The organism is Micromonospora sp. PTRAS2 (assembly GCF_054052245.1).
Genome location: NZ_JBSWBU010000042.1, coordinates 1 through 2,015 on the forward strand (window position 1 = coordinate 1; position 2,015 = coordinate 2,015).

At 75.4% G+C, this 2,015-nt stretch carries 1 protein-coding gene; it reads right to left on the bottom strand.

All coding sequences use genetic code 11. From position 1 onward, the window contains the following. Positions 1-1,997, bottom strand: a 1,997-nt coding sequence (locus ACVMYR_RS33040; RefSeq protein ID WP_457123694.1) for an SDR family NAD(P)-dependent oxidoreductase, incomplete at its 3' end; no start/stop codon positions are given. Positions 1,998-2,015 lie beyond the last annotated feature (18 nt).

Sequence of the window (2,015 nt, forward strand, 5' to 3'; positions counted from 1 at the left end):
CCGAGCTGTTCCTGCTGCTCGCCGTGCGCCATCCCCGCGCCGGCCCACGGGCCCCACGCCACCGCGGTGCCGGCGGCACCCCGGGCGCGCCGCCGGGCCACCAGCCCGTCGAGGTACGCGTTGGCCGCCGCGTAGCCGGCCTGCCCGGCCGAACCCCACACCCCCGCGATGGACGAGAACACCACGAACGCGTCCAGCTCCGGCAGCAACGCGTCGAGGTGCGCCGCCCCGTCGACCTTGGCGCGCAGCACGTCGCGCAGCTCGTCGGCGGTCAGCTCGCCCAGCGGGGTGGAGTGCGCCGCGCCCGCCGCGTGCACGACGGCGCGCACCGGGTCACCGGCGGCGGCGAGGCCGTCGAGCAGCGCGCCCAGCGCCGACCGGTCCGCCACGTCACACGCAGCCACCGTCACCCGCGCCCCACGCGCCCGCAACCGCTCCGCCAACTCCACCGCACCCGCGGCCCGCTCACCACGCCGGCTCACCAACACCACATGCTCGGCACCCGCCCCGACCGCCCACCCGGCGACCCGAGCGCCCAACGCCCCGGTGCCGCCGGTGACCAGCACCGTCCCCGACAACCGGAACTCCCGCCGCGCAGCCTCACCACCCGCACGGGCCAGCCGCCGCACGAACAACCCCGACGACCGCACCGCCACCTGATCCTCGACACCCGCCGCCAACACCTGACACACCCGCCGCACCGCCCGACCGTCCACCACCTCCGGCAGGTCCACCAGGCCACCCCACCGTCGTGGCTCCTCCAACGCGGTCACCCGGCCCAGGCCCCAGGCGGCAGCGGCGACCGGGTCGACCGGCGCGTCCGACGCACCCACGGACACCGCGCCCCGGGTCACCCACCACACCCGGCCGCCCAAGTCGGCGGCGGCCAGCGCCTGCACCGCCCCCAGCGCCTCGCCCACGCCGACGCCGGCCAGCGACAGCAGCGACACCACACCGGCGACCTCGCCGACGTCGCGGAGCGACTTCGCCACCAGTTCGCGGTCGTCCGCCGGGCCGTCGAGCGTCAGCGTCCGGACCTTCGCCCCGGCCGAGGCGATCCCCTCGGTCACGGCCGCGAGCACCGGGGCATCGACCCCGTCGTACGGCACCAGCACCAGCCAGGTGTCGGTCAGTGCCCCCGAGGTGTCGGGCACGGCCTGCCACTCGACGCGGTAGCGCCACGAGTCGACGGTGGACCGCTGCTGACCCGCCCGCCGCCACTGGGCGAGCTTCGGCAGCAGGTCACTCAGCGACTGCTCCGCCGCCAACTCCGCACCGAGATCGGTCAGGTCCTCCCGCTCCACCGCCGCCCAGAACCGCTCGTCGGTCGCCGAGCCCCCGGTGGTGCTCACGGCGGCGGCCGGCGGCACGTCGTGCAGCCAGTAGCGCTGGTGGTGGAAGGCGTAGGTGGGCAGGTCGACGGTGCGGGGCCGGCCGCCGGTGTGGGTGAACCACGCCGCCCAGTCCACGGGCGCGCCGGTGACGTGCAGCCGGGCCAGGGCCGTGACCAGGGCAGTCGTCTCGGGCTGGTCACGGCGCAACGCCGCCACCAGATGCACCGGACGGTCAGCGGGGGTGTCGGCGGCCATCGCCGTCAACGTCGCATCCGGGCCCACCTCCACAAAGCTGCTGACACCCAACCCCAGCAGGGTGGTGATCGCGTCACCGAACCGCACGGCCTCCCGCACATGCCGCACCCAGTAGTCCGGGCTGCTGATCTCGGCCGCCTCCGCCACCCGCCCGGTCAAATTCGACACGATCGGCAGCCTCGGCGTCTGCCAGTCCAGACCCGCCAGAACCGTCCGGAACTCCGCCAGCATCGGTTCCATCAACCGCGAATGGAACGCGTGACTGACCGGTAGCCGCTTCGCCCGCCAGCCCCGCCCGGCACACTCCCCCGCGATCCGATCCAACTCGGCCACCGGCCCCGACAGCACCACTGCCCGAGGCCCGTTCACCGCCGCCACATCCACACCGCTGCCGGCCAGCGCACGCACCTCAGCCTCAGGCGCGCC